17 protein-coding genes and 1 tRNA gene are annotated in these 14,198 nt (G+C 65.1%); 5 read left to right on the top strand and 13 right to left on the bottom strand.

Annotated elements, in window-relative coordinates; translation table 11 throughout:
• Positions 1 to 17 precede the first annotated feature (17 nt).
• From AX672_RS17390 to AX672_RS17370, 5 genes are all read left to right on the top strand, one after another.
• Positions 18 to 542: a DUF2271 domain-containing protein gene (locus AX672_RS17390; protein WP_060978296.1), complete on the top strand. Its 525-nt coding sequence runs from the start codon at positions 18 to 20 to the stop codon at positions 540 to 542.
• 9 nt (positions 543 to 551) lie between these two features.
• Positions 552 to 1,478, top strand: coding sequence for a DUF4198 domain-containing protein (locus tag AX672_RS17385; RefSeq protein ID WP_223811304.1), 927 nt, complete (start codon positions 552 to 554; stop codon positions 1,476 to 1,478).
• A gap of 267 nt (positions 1,479 to 1,745) precedes the next feature.
• The gene (locus AX672_RS18750) at positions 1,746 to 2,036 is read left to right on the top strand and encodes a hypothetical protein (protein WP_060978297.1); all 291 of its coding nucleotides are present in this window, start codon (positions 1,746 to 1,748) and stop codon (positions 2,034 to 2,036) included.
• Positions 2,037 to 2,163: 127 nt separating this feature from the next.
• On the top strand, positions 2,164 to 3,039 hold the full coding sequence (locus AX672_RS17375) for a nickel/cobalt efflux transporter (protein WP_060978298.1): 876 nt from the start codon (positions 2,164 to 2,166) through the stop codon (positions 3,037 to 3,039).
• A gap of 13 nt (positions 3,040 to 3,052) precedes the next feature.
• Complete coding sequence (locus tag AX672_RS17370; protein ID WP_060978299.1) at positions 3,053 to 3,319, top strand: metal-sensing transcriptional repressor; 267 nt, start codon at positions 3,053 to 3,055, stop codon at positions 3,317 to 3,319.
• 12 nt (positions 3,320 to 3,331) lie between these two features.
• Here AX672_RS17370 and AX672_RS17365 read toward each other — a convergent pair whose 3' ends face one another.
• From AX672_RS17365 to AX672_RS17305, 13 genes are all read right to left on the bottom strand, one after another.
• Positions 3,332 to 4,312, bottom strand: a complete 981-nt coding sequence (locus AX672_RS17365) for a YncE family protein (protein ID WP_060978300.1) — start codon at positions 4,310 to 4,312, stop codon at positions 3,332 to 3,334.
• A 9-nt stretch (positions 4,313 to 4,321) separates the two neighbouring features.
• Complete coding sequence (locus AX672_RS17360; protein WP_208597921.1) at positions 4,322 to 5,245, bottom strand: DUF1259 domain-containing protein; 924 nt, start codon at positions 5,243 to 5,245, stop codon at positions 4,322 to 4,324.
• Positions 5,242 to 6,654 (bottom strand): chromate efflux transporter, encoded by a 1,413-nt coding sequence (gene chrA, locus AX672_RS17355; protein ID WP_060978301.1) that lies wholly within the window; start codon positions 6,652 to 6,654, stop codon positions 5,242 to 5,244. The genes AX672_RS17360 and chrA overlap by 4 nt, the downstream gene beginning before the upstream one ends.
• Positions 6,651 to 7,505: a chromate resistance protein ChrB domain-containing protein gene (locus AX672_RS17350; RefSeq protein ID WP_060978302.1), complete on the bottom strand. Its 855-nt coding sequence runs from the start codon at positions 7,503 to 7,505 to the stop codon at positions 6,651 to 6,653. Before AX672_RS17350 ends, chrA begins: the two co-directional genes overlap by 4 nt.
• A 348-nt stretch (positions 7,506 to 7,853) precedes the next feature.
• A tRNA-Phe gene (locus tag AX672_RS17345) sits at positions 7,854 to 7,929 on the bottom strand.
• 31 nt (positions 7,930 to 7,960) lie between these two features.
• Positions 7,961 to 8,161: a DNA gyrase inhibitor YacG gene (locus AX672_RS17340; protein ID WP_066653725.1), complete on the bottom strand. Its 201-nt coding sequence runs from the start codon at positions 8,159 to 8,161 to the stop codon at positions 7,961 to 7,963.
• Between the two features lie 3 nt (positions 8,162 to 8,164).
• Positions 8,165 to 9,085, bottom strand: coding sequence for a ribonuclease (locus AX672_RS17335; protein ID WP_066653723.1), 921 nt, complete (start codon positions 9,083 to 9,085; stop codon positions 8,165 to 8,167).
• On the bottom strand, positions 9,078 to 9,653 hold the full coding sequence (locus tag AX672_RS17330) for a Maf family protein (RefSeq protein WP_066653721.1): 576 nt from the start codon (positions 9,651 to 9,653) through the stop codon (positions 9,078 to 9,080). The genes AX672_RS17335 and AX672_RS17330 overlap by 8 nt, the downstream gene beginning before the upstream one ends.
• A gap of 254 nt (positions 9,654 to 9,907) precedes the next feature.
• On the bottom strand, positions 9,908 to 10,126 hold the full coding sequence (gene infA / locus AX672_RS17325) for a translation initiation factor IF-1 (protein WP_066653720.1): 219 nt from the start codon (positions 10,124 to 10,126) through the stop codon (positions 9,908 to 9,910).
• 862 nt (positions 10,127 to 10,988) lie between these two features.
• Entirely contained in the window at positions 10,989 to 12,632 is a 1,644-nt protein-coding gene (locus tag AX672_RS17320) for a site-specific DNA-methyltransferase (protein ID WP_066653719.1), read from the bottom strand.
• Positions 12,633 to 12,977 carry a type II toxin-antitoxin system PemK/MazF family toxin gene (locus AX672_RS17315; RefSeq protein WP_066653718.1) on the bottom strand — a complete coding sequence of 115 codons (345 nt, stop codon included), beginning with the start codon at positions 12,975 to 12,977 and terminating at the stop codon, positions 12,633 to 12,635.
• Complete coding sequence (locus AX672_RS17310) at positions 12,970 to 13,194, bottom strand: AbrB/MazE/SpoVT family DNA-binding domain-containing protein (protein ID WP_066653717.1); 225 nt, start codon at positions 13,192 to 13,194, stop codon at positions 12,970 to 12,972. Before AX672_RS17310 ends, AX672_RS17315 begins: the two co-directional genes overlap by 8 nt.
• Before the next feature lie 60 nt (positions 13,195 to 13,254).
• Positions 13,255 to 14,196 carry an oxygenase MpaB family protein gene (locus tag AX672_RS17305; protein WP_231731425.1) on the bottom strand — a complete coding sequence of 314 codons (942 nt, stop codon included), beginning with the start codon at positions 14,194 to 14,196 and terminating at the stop codon, positions 13,255 to 13,257.
• Positions 14,197 to 14,198: the final 2 nt, after the last annotated feature.

Raw genomic sequence — 14,198 nt, 5'->3', positions numbered from 1 at the left:
AAATCAGGGATATATGCATGCGTTTTCGCTTGACGGGATTGACTGCGGCGGCTCTCGGCTCAAGCGGCTTTGGGGTAACGCCAGCTGGCGCGCAGACGATTGACCTTTCGTTCACGCTGCCGCGATTGTCGGTTGCCGAATATCATCGCCCCTATGTGGCGGTCTGGCTGGAGAAGGCGGGCAGCGCTCCCCGGACCCTCAGCATTCTCTATGATGTCGACAAGCGCAACAATGCGGGCGCCAAATGGCTGCGCGACGTGCGTCTTTGGTGGCGTGCTGCCGGACGAATGCTCAGTGTTCCTGCCGACGGCGTGAGCGGCGCAACCCGTCCGGCCGGATCGCATACGCTCAGCTTCACCGCCGGTCGGGGAGGTATGCCCGCGCTGACACCGGGGAACTATGTCCTCGTCGTCGAAGCAGCACGCGAGGCCGGTGGACGCGAAGCGGTGCGTCTGCCCTTCACCTGGTCGGGAACCCAGGCAACTGCATCGACGAGCGGCAAGTTCGAGCTTGGCCGCGTCTCACTGAACGCCCGGCGTTAAGGGGGAGCTATGCCTGTGAAGATGATCCGCACGTCGATCCTGTCGGCCCTCGCCATGGGAGCCGCGCTTGCGCCGATCGCTGTCGAGGCAGCGCCCCGGTCGTGGATGCTTCCTTCCGAGACCATGTTCGTCGGTAGCGGCGACGAATGGCTGACGGTCGATGCGGCCCTATCGACGGACCTCTATTATTTCGATCACGCCGTGCAGAATTGGGAACCGTTCGCGCTCGCGCCGGATGGCAGCAAGGTAGCGGTCGAGAACAGCGCGAAGGGCCGCCTGCGTCAGACTTTCGATGTCCATGTCGTGCAGCCCGGCACCTACAAGATCGCAATCGTTTCTGAATCGGTGAGCGGCAGCTACCTGCTGAACGGAGAACGGAAGATGCTTCCGCGCGGGACCACGCCTGCAACGCTCGCTCAAGCTGTGCCCGCCGGGGCGACCGATGTATGGAGCGCGGTCAATACGAGCCGCATCGAGACCTTTGCGACCGCTGGAGAGCCGACCACCGCGGTTTTCAAGCCGACCGGCAAGGGACTTGAGATGGTTCCGGTTACGCACCCTACCGAACTGGCGAGCGGCGAGGCTGCCACTTTCCAGTTCCTGCTTGATGGCAAGCCGGCGGCCGACCTTTCCGTGAGCGCGGTAAACGGTGGCGTTCGCTATCGCGATGGCATTCAGCAGCTTGATCTCACGACCGATGCCGAGGGCAAGGTCACGATCACTTGGCCGGACGCCGGTATGTGGTGGGTAAACGTCGCCAGCGGCGGTGGACGGAGCGCGGCCGGCCCCGGTGGTTCTGCGCCCCAAGCCAGTGCCAAGGCTGAACAGCCACTGGCTGCTGGTAATCTGCCCGGAGGCGAAGGAGCACCGCGCCCGATTGCGCCACCGCGGCCACGATCGTCTTATTCCATGACTGTCGAAGTTCTTCCGTCATAGACTCGACTGCGGCGGCGGCCCATCCGAATTGATTCGAATGTGCAAGCATTAGGGCGGTGTTACAGCGTAAATGTAGTGTTCATCATCGCGGGTCACCACATACCGTTGGTTTCCGCCGAAAATGACCTATAAACCGCCTTTGCTACGCCAGCGTAGTGACAACGGCGATCGATGACGGTCATGGAGTTCAAATCGATTGCGGAGATTCTGGCTACGTATCCGCGACCAGCATTCCGAAGGGACGGTGCAGTCTGACCGGCTTGATATTTGCTGGATCACAATGCCGATGCCCATCCGGGCACCGGCATTGCGTTTGCCTACGAGGTCGCCAACTTGGCCTTTGGCATGGGACCGATCTTCAGGCGGGCTGTCCAAGCCGTAATCGCCGGCAGCACCAGCCTGGCCTTCGGCCGCCGGCAGCATGACCGGGATGACGCCAAGCGTTTCAAGATCGTCGCGCTGGGCATCCGGCAAGCGGACCACCACCGCGAACCGCCGATCGCCCTCGAACAGGGCGATCGAGGGTTTCAAGGCAATCTCGCGCTACTTGTAGATTGAGCCAGCGGGCGCCGATGCTCATCAGGCGATGAGGAGTAATCTCCAGAACACAATAAGGTTCGTTTATCGATAAATATCCTATCCAGGGGGATGGGATGATGCGAAAGCTCATGCTAAACGCCACGCCATGACCTCTCTTGCAGACCTGCTTCAACAAAGCGCCGCCCATGCGTGGCTGTTTGTGCCTACCGCCATCTTGCTCGGCGCGCTGCACGGGCTCGAACCGGGCCATTCGAAGACGATGATGGCGGCCTTCATCATCGCGGTCAGGGGAACAGTGCGCCAGGCCGTGCTGCTGGGTTTGGCGGCGACGCTCTCCCATACGGTCGTGGTCTGGGTCGTGGCGCTCGGCGGCATGTGGCTGTTCGGCGGCCTCAACGCGGAAGCGACCGAACCCTATTTCCAGCTCGCATCCGGCGTGCTGATCGTCGTGATCGCCGCCTGGATGCTATGGCGCACCCGCCGCGAGCAGATTGCAGCCGAACACTATCACCACGATCATGGGCACCATCACGGCCACTCCCACGGCCACGGGCATAATCATCACGGCGATCACGACCACCATGAACATGAAGAATTCGAGGAAGCCGAGGAACGCGGCCTGGAGGTTGCGACCGGCGGCTTTGTCGATGCGCACGAAATGGCCCATGCAGAGGACATCCGGCGCCGCTTCGCGAACAGCAATGTCACCACCGGCCAGATCATCCTGTTCGGCCTGACCGGCGGTCTGATCCCATGCCCGGGCGCGATCACCGTGCTGCTGCTCTGCCTCCAGCTCCAGCGGCTCGCGCTGGGCGCCGTGCTGGTGTTGTGCTTTAGCATCGGGCTTGCCATCACCATGGTCGCGTCGGGCGTCATCGCCGCGATCAGCGTCAAGCAGGTGACGAAGCGCTGGAGCGGTTTTGGCGAGATCGTCCGCAAGGCGCCCTATGTTTCGGGTGGGGTCATCCTGATCGTCGGCCTCTATGTCGCCGTTCACGGATGGATCGCGCTACCGCATTGAGCAGGACATTTGCATGAGCCATGCCGCCAATCCCGATCTTCTCAACCGCCTGAAGCGCGCGCAGGGCCATCTCGCCAAGATCGTCGAAATGGTTGCCGAAGGCCGGGACGGCCTCCAGATCGCGCAGCAGATGCAGGCGGTGGTCGCTGCGCTCGACAAGACCAAGACACTGCTGGTCAGCGATCATATCGAACATCATCTGGAGGAACTGGTCGGGCCGTTGCCCAAGGCGACGCGCGACGAACTGGCTAAGCTGGGTGAACTGGCCAAATATCTCTGACGCCGCCGTGCTTCAGCGCTGGGGCTGCGCGAGATTCAGTTTGAGCGCCCAGATCGCGGCGGGATGACCATGGGCCGGAACCGCCACGAACAATCGGTCCAGCTCCGGCACATAGAGCCCGGTGCGTGCGCCGCCAGCAGTTTGCGCCCACGCGCTCTGTCCATCGGCGCCGATCACATCGACATGGCCGGCGCCGCAGACCAGCAGGATATGATCGCGCACCAGGAATAGATCGTCGGCATCACCGCAAGCTGATCCGAGGGAGAGCGTTTGGCCGCTCGCTGTATCGATCGTCGCCAGCGCCGCCGGGAGCCGATAGGCGATCACGATCCGGTTGCCTGACGGCTCGACCGCCATCGGGAAGTTAAGCCGGTGCAGTCCGGTCGGCCAGCGTGCCAGTTGTTTTCCCTGGTCGATGTCGGCCGCGATCACCGAGCCGTCATCGGGGATATTGATATAGGCGCGCGATCCGGACAGCCGAAACCCCTCCGGATGGCCGGGCAGCGCCAATCGGGCGAGAACCGTGTGACGGACGGGATCGATCGTGGCGAGGCCGCCCTTGCCATAGCCGACGATGACATGGCCGTTGCGCGGATCGACCCGCACATTGTCGGCATCGTCCTCAAGCGCGATCCGCGCCCGCTCGTGAAGCTCTGTGTCATAGAAGCGGACCGAGCCGTCACCGCAGGCGACCACCAATTCGTGGGTCGCCGGAAGCCAGGCGACGCCCTGCGGTTCGCCAAGGCCGGCGATGCGGCCGATGACCTTGCCGGCCTCAAGATCGACCTCATCGACCGTGCCGTTGGCGATCTCGGCAACGAACAGCCGATGGTCCGCCAGATCGACCGCCAGATGGTCGATGCGCCCCCTGGTGTCGGGGAGCGAGATCGTTCGCTCCAGCACGAGAGGGGAGTGCGGATCGGTCGGTTGTGCCTGGCTGCACCCCGGCAGCGCCAGCAGCAGTGCCGCTGCACATCCCCTCCAGGGTTTCATCGCTGCGCCCTAGTTCGCCGCGACCGCGACATGGCTGAGCGCGGCGGTCAACCCGCGCGCGAGCTTCTGCGCGTCGTCATTGGCCCAGAAGTGCATGAAGAACAGGCGCGGCTCGTCGTCGAGCATGTGGTTGTGGAGCGCCGTCACCTCGATCCCGTTCTGCCGCAACTCGCGCAGCACCGGATTGACCTCCGACGCTGTCAGCACGAAGTCGCCGGTGATCGCCGCCTTGCCGCCGCCGGTTGGCTGGAAGTTGATGGCGATGGCCGCGCCCATCGCGGGCGGTAACGCCATCCCACCATCGCGCGGTGCCTCGGCACGGGGAATGCCGAATGCATAGACGCCGCCGCCGATCTTGCCCTTGTGGCCCATGATGCGGTCGAGCGCGGCGGTGTCGAGGTCGATCGTCTCCGGCGCGGCGGGGCTTGCCGCCGGAGGCGCGGACAAGGGCGTGCCGCTCAGCGCCAGCGCATCGTGCAGCACCTTGGCGAGTTGCGCCGGATCGCCATGCCCGGCGATGTGCATATACATGGTGTGGGGTGTGTTCCGCAGCAGATGGTTGTGGAGCGCGGTGATCTCGATTCCGCCGGCGACAAGCTTGGCCATCACCGGATTCACTTCGGTATCGGTGAGCACCAGATCGCCCATGACCATCGCCTGACCCCCGCCATGCGGTACGAACGCCAGCCAGGAGCCGAGCGCCAGCGCCGGTTTCAAGGTCACGCCGTCGAGCACCACATGCAGGTCGCTGCGCGGCAGGCCGATGCGATAGACACCGCCCGGCATCTCGGCGCCCGGTTTGCCGATGGCGGTGGCGACCGCCTGTTCCCAGGGTTCAGCCGCCAATGCGGGCGAACTCAGAGCGAGAAGCCCCAACAGGCCGAACGTGGTGATACGCTTCATCATGATCTCCTTGAGCAGCAGCGGGATCATTGGACCACGCCTGACAGATAGAGGGCCGCACCGATCGCGGAACTTGCCGCGAGGACCGGGATCATCCCGACCTTGAACCGGAACACGGCTATCGCGGCGCCGGCGGCCAGCAGCGCCGCCGGGAGGTAAAGCGAGGTCAGAACCGGGAAGTCGAAGGCGAACCGCGCGACCCGGACCACCCGCACGTCCTGGAACAAGGTGTGGATCGCAAACCAGACGGCAAGGTTGAGGATCACGCCCACGACGGCCGCCGTGATCGCGCTGAGTGCGGCCGAGAGCGTCCGGTTGCCGCGCAACTGCTCGACGAACGGCGCACCCGCGAAGATCCACAGGAAGCAGGGCATGAACGTCACCCATGTCGTCAGGATCGCGCCCAGCGTGGCCGCGACCAATTGCGGCAATGCGCCCGCATCGCGAAACGCCGCGAGGAAGCCGACGAACTGCGTGACCATGATCAGCGGCCCCGGCGTCGTCTCGGCCAGGCCAAGGCCGTCGAGCATCTCGCCGGGCCTGAGCCAATGATAGGTGCCTACCGCTTCCTGCGCGACATAAGCCAGCACGGCATAAGCGCCGCCGAATGTAACCATCGCCATCTGGCTGAAGAAGGTTGCGATGCGCGTGAACACGTCATCGGGGCCGAGAAGCACCAGCAGCGCGATGACCGGCGCGAGCCAAAGGAACAGGAATGTCCCGGAAATCTTGAGCGACCAGCCAAGGTTGGGCTTGGCATGATCCGGCAGGCTTTCGCCGAGCGCGGTATCGCGGTCATGGACGACATTCCCGCCCGCGCTCCCATGTCCGCCGCCGCCCTTGAAGGCCGACAAGCCCAGCCGTCCGCCGACATAGCCGCCGATGCCCGCCGCTAGGACGATCAGCGGAAAAGGCGCATTGAGGAAAAAGATCGCGACAAAGGCGGCCGCCGCGATCCCGCGCATGACGTTGTTCTTGAGAGCACGCGATCCGACCCGCACCACCGCCTGGATCACCACCGCGAGGACCGCCGCCTTCAAGCCGAAGAACAACCCGGTGATCAGCGGCACATGGCCGAGCAGCACATAGAGATAACTGAGGCCCAGGATTGCGAGGAAGCCGGGCAGCACGAACAGTCCGCCTGCGACCAGACCGCCCTTGGTCTTGTGAAGCAGCCAGCCGATATAGGCGGCAAGCTGCTGCGCTTCGGGGCCGGGCAGCAACATGCAATAGTTGAGCGCGTGCAGAAAGCGCTCCTCACCGATCCAGTGCTTCTCCTCGACGAGGATGCGGTGCATTACCGCGATCTGGCCAGCGGGGCCGCCGAAGCTCAGCGATGCGATCCGCGCCCAGACGCGCACGGCTTCACCAAATGTGATGCCGTGATCCGGCGTGCCTGCTTCGCTGCCTACGGGCAGTTCCGTCACCGCGCCGCTCATGGCCGCACCTGCGCTTTGGCGCGGGCTTTCGCGGGCTGGTGCGAGACCCAATTATGGGTTTCGTCGGTCGCGTCGCGGCACCAGCGATAGAAGGCGTCGTAGAGGAGCATCCCGGCCTCGAGCTGTTCCTGATCGTCGGCATACATGCGCGACAGGCCGAGCGAGGCGGCAAGCAACCCGTCCGCTTCGGGCACGAGGTCGGGGCGGCCGGTATCGGCACCGCGCACGATCGGCGCGAGGCGTTTGAGTGACTCATGACCGCTGAGGCCGAATGCCTCGACCATGACGTCGAAGGTGCATAGCTCACCCCGATGGCTCCAAGTGACGCCTTCGCCTTCGATGTCGAAGGGAGCGGCGCCAAAGCGCTCGGCGACGCCCTGAACCTCGGAGGGCGCCACGAACAGGAAGATCGCGCTCGGATCGATGAAGCGGCGGATCAGCCACGGGCAGGCGATCCGGTCCACCTTGGGGCGACCGCGCGTCACCCAGACGGTCCGTCCCTCGGCATCGCGGGGCGGCAGCACGGTGTTCGGCACCATTGGAAGACCAGAGTTCGCCCATCCGGCCACACCGCCCTCCAGCGCCTCCGCTGACACGCCGTCGTGGCGCAGCCGGGCGGCGACGCCTTGGCTCAGCGATCCACCGTCCCGACAAGCAACAACGACCGACTGGCCGTGGAATGCTCGTGCCCAGGCGCTGACATCGCTGGCGGACCTTCGCAACGATCCAGGGATCAGCAGCGGTTCGGCCGAGAATTCCTCCTCGGGTCGAACGTCGATCAAAACAGGCCCGGTCGGAATACCGACCAAGCGAACGAGTTTATCCGGTGAGATCGTGTTGAGAACAGACATGATGCGTCCTTGTTGAAAGTAGGACGCGATTCTTGAGCCTGTCGCCTCGTGGGGAGACCGCGATCCCCATATTCAAATCATGGCAAATGCCGCATGGACGGTCAATCCTTTCGATGTGATGGTTTGCCGCAGGGTGATCGTTCCTCGACGGATGAGTAAAACGGTTCCTTTAGGTCATAGCGCTGGGGGCAATCCGGGGACGAAGGAAGGCGATCATTTGCGTTAAATGGCGGCTCTAGGGTAGTAGAAGCGGCGATTCATATTCATCGCTTTCGTCCGCCTTGGGGCACCACCCCGATCAGACAGATTTAGTCCGCCGCGCGCTGCCGCTTTGTCGCTCGTGGGAAATGGTGCCCAGGGACGGGATCGAACCGCCGACACTGCGATTTTCAGTCGCATGCTCTACCAACTGAGCTACCTGGGCTTGGCCGCGCGGGAAACGCGAAGGCGGCCTCTTAGTCGTCGTCTGCGTCGCTGTCCAGCCCGGGTTTGACGGTGTCTTGCGATGCGTCCTCGTCACCCGTCGCGGGGCCGGCGGGCAAGCGATAGCCTTCGCCGAGCCATTGCAGCAGGTCGCGATCAGTGCAGCCGCGGCTGCAAAAGGGCTTGTGAGCCGCGCTGACGGGCTTGCCGCAGATCGGGCAGGAGGATGGCATGGCTCAGGACTCCAGTTGGGCCGGGCGGCCGGTGCGGCGGGCGAGCTCGGCCAACCAGCCGGGCGCCGATTCAATCCGCGCCTTGACCGCCGCCGGCAACCGCATGGCAAGCGGGGTGCCGGGGGGCGTGCGTTCGAGGCTGCGCAAGGCAGCGCGAGCGGCGGCGCCGACGGGGTCGCCCCGCAGCAGCTCGACCAGCGACGCGCGCGGGCGCGGGCGCACGATCTGCAAGAAGCCGAAGCCGTTGAGCGCGGTGCGTTCGAACGGTGGCGGCAGCGCAGCGTCGATCGCGGCGGCGACCGCCTGACGCAGTTCGCGGCCCTGCACGCTCGGGAAATCGACGCCGATCGACCCGCCGATGTCGAACCGCTCGATCGCCTGCCCCACCGCCGTCGCCGCCGCCACCGCCAGCGCGCCGAGATCGCCGCTGCCATCGACGTCGAACAAGGTCATCGCGGGGGTGGGGCTCATCCGCAGCGCGCCGCCGGGGAAGGCGATTTCGCCGGTCATCGCAGCTTCCAGCACTTCCGACCACCCCGCCGCTTCGAGCGCATCGGGTTCGTGGGGCCGCAGCTCGCGCAACCGGTGCCCGCTCGCCGCCAGCCGCGTGCGCAAGTCCGGCCCGTCGCCGGGCGGTGCATCGCTCACGCGGGCTCGCGGCAGCTTGGCGCGGCCCGCTTCGGGGATCAGCTCGCGCGTCACCTCGACGCGGATTGCGGCGCCTTCGCTCACCCCCGCCTTGCCGTCGAGCAGCAGCTCGCTGCCGTCCGCCAGCCTCACCCGGTCGCGCGCCACCAGCCGCCCCGCGACCACGCTGCCCAGCCGCAAGCCCGGCAGCTCGATCCGCGCCGCCGCAATCGCGCCGTCCACCACCAGCGCGGCGCGCGCTTCGCCGATCCCGGCCTCGTACAGCCACTCAGCCAAGCGGATAGCCCGCATTCAACAGCAGCGTGCGCGTCTCGTACAGCGGCAGGCCGATCACGCCCGAATGGCTGCCTGCCAGCATCCGCACCAGCGCCTCCGCGCGGCCCTGGATCGCATAGCCGCCTGCCTTGCCGAGGCCTTCGCCGCAGGCGACATAGGCGTCGATCTCGGTGTCGCTCAGCCGCTTGAAGGTGACGACCGTGTCGGCGAGCCGCACGCGCGCCACGCCGTCGAGGCCGATCACGCACACCGCCGCCAGGCAATGATGCCGCCGCCCGGAAATGAGCGCGAGCAAGCGGCGCTGGATCTCTTCGGTCTCGGCCGGGGGCAGGATGCGCCGCCCGACCGCGACGGTGGTGTCGCCCGCCACGACGATCTCGCCCTCGGCCCGCTCGACCGCGCGCGCCTTTTGCTCGGCAAGGCGCAAGGCATAGGCGCGCGGCAGTTCGCCGGGCAGCGGGCTTTCGTCGATGTCGGGGGCGGCAACGCGGTCGGGCACGGCGCCCAGCCGCGCGAGCAGATCGCGGCGGCGCGGGCTGGTGGAGGCGAGGACGAGGCTGGGTTTCATCTCAGGTCAAATCCCGCAGGCTGTTCGGGCTGAGCTAGTCGAAGCCCCGTCCTTCTTCTTTGAGGGCTCGCAAAAGAAGGACAGCCCTTGGACAATGAGCAGGTGAAACGTCCCCCGGACGTTTCAGTCAAGCCCGGGGGGCTTGACGATCTGCTCACCAAGGCAAAAGGGAGTGTGGGAGGGTCGGCCCCGGAACAAGTCCGGGGTGACGATAAGGGTGCGGGTGCCAGACGGGCGCCGACCGCACCACCCGATCACTTGAAGCGATAGGTGATCCGGCCCTTGGTCAGATCATAGGGCGTGAGTTCGACGAGCACATCGTCGCCCACCAGCACGCGGATGCGGTTCTTGCGCATCTTGCCGGCGGTGTGGCCGAGAATTTCGTGGTCGTTCTCAAGCTTGACGCGGAACATGGCATTGGGGAGCAATTCCACCACTTGCCCGCGCATTTCGAGCAGTTCTTCTTTGGCCAAACAAACCTCTGGTGATGATGAAGGAGTCTAGGGGAATTTCGTGAAGCGCGGCGCATAGCCGATGACCGCGCAAAAGGGAAGCGCGGGCGCCGGAAGGTGTCAAAGGTTGCGACCTCCGCAGGGGGGGGCTGTTCCACCACCGGACTCGTCATTCCCGCGAAGGCGGGAATCCATAAGCGCTGCCGGTCGGCGTGGCGTCGCGACGTCCGCCGCTATGGATCCCCGCCTGCGCGGGGATGACGGTTGAGAGGGGGCTGGAAAGTCACAAAAGCTATGGCCGTCGCAAGGGGAGGGGCACGCGCGATCGCGACAGTGACGACCGATTTGAACAAGCGTCGGCGCTGCGCCGACCGCGCCCGCCGGACACGCCGGAAAGCGGAGGGAAAAGGGGCGCGGACGATGGCAAAGAGCGACTGATGCAGAACATAGCATGAACGATAGGTGTTGGAAACGTCAAACATTCTCCCCATCGTCTTCGCCAGTCCGAATGGCGCGTCCCGAAATTGGCGCTGCCTCGGGCGCTGGGTCCCAAGTTCGGACAAAAACCGCACCGGTCTTGAGAGGCGGCGGCTGAGACAGTTGCGACCGTCCGCGCTCGTTCACCGTCTTGAGCGTCGATACGGCTCGCTTCAGCGCGTCTTTCGACGCTTGGCGACCCTCCAGCCTGAGTCGGATGATGGTCGCTTCATCGACCAGAAATGTCTTCGACCCCGCGCGAAGCTGGCACCAGTCAAGCGACCCATCGCCCATCATTTTTTTTGATGGCGACAACGCTAAGTCCCGAAAGCTTGGCGGCATATGCGATCCGGAGCCACGAACGATCGTCGATTTGGTAGCGATCTTTGGTCAAAGTGCTGCTTTCTCACAACAATTTGTCTTGCGCGCCTGTCTGATGACTCGCCCGTGTCTCCACCCTCGGCGCCTTGCGGTTGGGGCTCACCAGCGGCGGTAGTTTGGGCATGCGGTCCTGAAACAGTTCCGCCAGCGTGAACGTCTGGAGCGCGGGGAAGCGGCCCCAGTCGGTTTCGATCAGGCCGTGGCTCGCGGCTTCATCGGTCATTCCCTTGGTGGGCAGCGCGGCGCAGACGAACAGGCCGAGCTTGTGCCCGTCGCGCGCCATCACCCGGCCGAGATCGCGGACCATGCCGGGGTTCACATTGCCGCCCGCCTTCACGCTGATGACGCCGGTTTCGGTCTGGCCGCCGTCGCCGACATAGTAGAAGTATCCATCGACGCCCTTGTCGCCGCCCTTCTTGCCGCCCATCCACGGATAGCCGCCGAGTTTGAGCGTGATCCAGTGCTGGAACTGGTGCGGATCGTCCAGCGCGAGCCGCTGGGCCGAGGCGAGATCGCGCGGAGAGCCGATCGTCTCCCACAAAGCCTCGCGCTTGCCATCGGCATTATAGCCTTCGTTCATCCGCTTTTCGATCAGGCCGATCGCAAGGTGGGTGATGTCGATGCCGATCCAGCGCCGCCCGAGCTTCTGCGCGGCATCGACCGCGGTGCCGCAGCCGCAAAAGGGATCGAGCACGACATCGCCGGGATTGGACGACGCCGCGATGATGCGTTCGAGGAGGGCACGGGGTTTCTGGGTGGGGTAGCCGAGGCGTTCTTGGGCTTGAGCACCGATTGCGGAAATATCATCCCAAAGATTTTGCAGTTTTATTCCGGGCGTCTCGTCCGCGTAGAATTTCCGCCTCAACCGGCCTTCGGGGTTGGTTGGAAAATGCAACTTACCCTCCGCGTCGTAAGCTTGCATCTTCGCCAAACTAACTGTCCAGCCGTTTGGATGCGGCTGATAGGTGACGCCGTTCGAAGCGGTATATGGGTAGTGAAGGTTCGGCCTGACCCCAGGATTTCGAAGATTTTCGGAGCGCCAACGCCTGCCGTCTGGGTCGACGCTGGGGAAAGCAGCCGCGATGGTTTCAGGAGTCGCGGCCCGATAGACTTGGTTCCAAGTGTGCTTGTCGGACTTGGCGTAGAAAAAAATGGTGTCAGTTATGTCACCGTAAGCGCGATACACATTGCTGTGCGCCGTCGTTCGCTTCCAGATAATTTCATTCACATATCTTTCAGGCCCAAACACCGCGTCGAGTACCAGCTTCAGATAGTGGCTCGCGGTCGGGTCGCAGTGGAGGTAGAGGCTGCCCGTCGGCTTGAGCACGCGGTGCAGTTCCTGCAAGCGCACCGCCATCATCGCGAGATAGGCCATCATCGCATTTTCGCCGATCGCGGTCTTCATCGCTTGGCAAAGCACATGGAGCTTGTGGTTGCCGCTCGCGGTGATGTCCATCAGCGCTTCGGACGCGCTCGGCCCCCAGGCCCAGGTATCGTCGAACGCCTCGATACTCGCATCCGCCCCCGCGCCCGCCGGGGATTTGAACAGGATGTTATAGCTGGCGTTCGAATTGAACGGCGGATCGAGATAGATCAGGTCGACGCTTTCATCCGCAATATGCTGGCGCAGCACGTCGAGATTGTCGCCATAGTAAAGCCGGTTGGTCATCTAAACTACCTGTCCGCCGGTGTAGCGCGCCATGCGCTCGGCCACGACCGCCATCTCCGCATCGGGCAAGCGCCCGAGCAGCGTCGCGCGCGATGCATCGAGCGTGGCGATTTTCTCAATGCGGATTTTCGACGGAATCGGCAGGCGCAGCGCGGCGTGATCCGCAATCACCAGATCGCCCGGCCAGCTCGCCCGTTCGGCGTTGGTGATCATCATCGCCCAGCAAAGGCTGGCATCCGGGCCGAGCCCGGTCGCGACGACAAGTGCCGGGCGCGGACGAATACGGTTTTCCTCGACATGCGGAAACGGCACCCAGACGACATCGCCCGGCGTCAGGCTAGTCATCCCAGAGCACGTCGTACACGCTGTCGGCCTCATCGGCCCATTCGGTGAAGGTCGAAAAATTGGCCATGAACGGATCGGGGGCTTCGGCGCGCGTCAGCACGACCCGATTGCCATCGATTTCGTAGCGCACTTCGTCGCCCTGCTGAAGCCCGAGCGCTGCGCGCACGGCACGCGGGATCGTGGTCTGGGCCTTGCTGGTGATGCGCGAGACGATCATGGGCGGAGGGTAAGGGATTTCCTTACGCCGCGCAAGCATCTGGCAAGAAGCGCTTGGGTGCTATCTCTCCGCCGCCAGCCGCGCCGCCCGCGCCGCCAGCGCCGCATTCCGCCGTGCGACCCTTGGCGCGAGGCCTGCGCGGATGGCGGCGGTCAGCGTTCCCGCGCTCGCCCGTGTCAGCGCGCGGCTGAGCGGGCCGGGGCGCTCGCCGTGGAGCGCGGCGGCCCAGGGCGGCAGCAGGTCGATCGCCGCCGCCATCAGCAGCGCTTGCACGGGCGCGCTCGCCGATCCTGCGGGGGCGGCGTTGCGGAGCGCCGCCATCACCGCGCGGGTGCGGTCGTCGGCGCGCAGATGGGGGCGCATCGCCTCCAGCCAGGCATCGGCGGCGGCGCGGCTGGTCGGTACGGGGCCGCTGCCCAGCCTGTCGGCAAGCACCGCCGTCTCGGCGAAGAAGGCATCCTCGCGGTGGCGCGGCAGCGCGGGATCGGCATAGCGTTTATAGGCGGCAAGGAAGCTCCATTCGCCCGCGACATGCACCCACGCCAGCGTCGCCGGGTCATCGGCGCGGTACGGGGTGCCGTCGGGCAGCGTGCCGCTGACATGGGCGTGGATGCGGCGCACGCGCGCGATCATCGCTTCGGCTTGATCGCTCGGCGCAAAAGTGGTGCCGCCGACGAAGCGCGCGGTGCGGCGCAGGCGGCCGAGCATGTCATCACGGAAGTTCGAATGGTCCCACACCCCGGCCATCGCCTTGGGGTGGAGCATCTGGAGCAGCAGGGCAGCAATCCCGCCGATCATCATCGTCGCGAAGTCGCCGTGCACGGCCCAGGCGACCGATCCGGGGCCGTAGAGGCCGTTGTCGGCCCCCTGGGTGATGTCGAACGGCGCATCGTCGGGCGCGGGCGTGAACAGCGCGTCGACCCGGGATTCGACCAGAAAGCGCAAGGGGGAGCGCAAGGGATTCATGGCACGCGAGATGGGGGCGCGGGCACGGGATGTCACGG

It is taken from the genome of Sphingomonas sp. CCH10-B3 (assembly GCF_001556185.1).
GTDB lineage: Bacteria > Pseudomonadota > Alphaproteobacteria > Sphingomonadales > Sphingomonadaceae > Sphingomonas > Sphingomonas aquatica.
This window is presented reverse-complemented; position numbering and strand designations above follow the sequence as displayed.